This is a genomic window from Allobosea sp. P1_A7 (genome assembly GCF_056406775.1).
In genome coordinates this window covers 1-695 of sequence record NZ_JBFTZN010000637.1, presented here as the reverse complement: position 1 = coordinate 695, position 695 = coordinate 1, and the positions used below count along the sequence as shown (strand labels likewise).

Genomic DNA, 695 nt, shown 5'->3' with positions numbered 1-695 from the left:
CAGTACGAGTAAGCGCATTCTGCCTCCGTACGTTTGAATCGGAGAAGCTAGAGCCACAGGCGGCCGAGTCAGGCCGCCCTTGCCGCGGAAATCCGGTCGAAAAGTTCGGTGATTTCACTTGGCGCAAAGCTGGATGCGCGCCTCGAATATGAGCTCTCGAACTCCTCGATTGGCATCGCCAGCGCGTCGATGGTGCCTGGTCCAAAGACGTCGGCTTCGAGTTCGTCGCCAGTGAACAAGACCTCGGACGGCTGCAGGGCTAGTTGGCTGCACACCAACCGGTAGATCTGCTGCTGGGGCTTCTTCAGCCCCACGCGAAACGACAACACAACCGCATCGGGTGGACCAGGCAGCTGATCCAGCAAGGCCTGCTCATAAGGGCGGGCGAGATTGGAGCAGATCGCGATTTTGAGACCGGCTCGACGCAAGGCGGACCACACCAGATCCATACTTGGTCGCAGCCGCGTTGAAGCACATTCCGCCGCGACGTCAGCTTCGAGCCTTACCAGCTCTTCTTCCGTTGCGGGGGTGGCCATCTCTCGCGACGGCGTTGTCATGTCTGGACGGCGCCCTTTGATCAAGGGGATTTCTTTGGCGCGGCGAGGATCGTGGGAGCGGTCATGTCTTCGGCCTTTTGGTGCACTTTTCTAAGCGCTGGCCCTGATGTTGTCCGCGTCATCCTTGGCCGTAATCAC

General features: G+C 59.7%; 1 protein-coding gene. It reads right to left on the bottom strand.

Annotated features, from left to right (window positions below; all coding sequences use genetic code 11):
• Window positions 1-68 precede the first annotated feature (68 nt).
• The gene (locus AC1D34_RS38145) at window positions 69-581 is read right to left on the bottom strand and encodes an HAD family hydrolase (protein ID WP_441508860.1); all 513 of its coding nucleotides are present in this window, start codon (window positions 579-581) and stop codon (window positions 69-71) included.
• Window positions 582-695 lie beyond the last annotated feature (114 nt).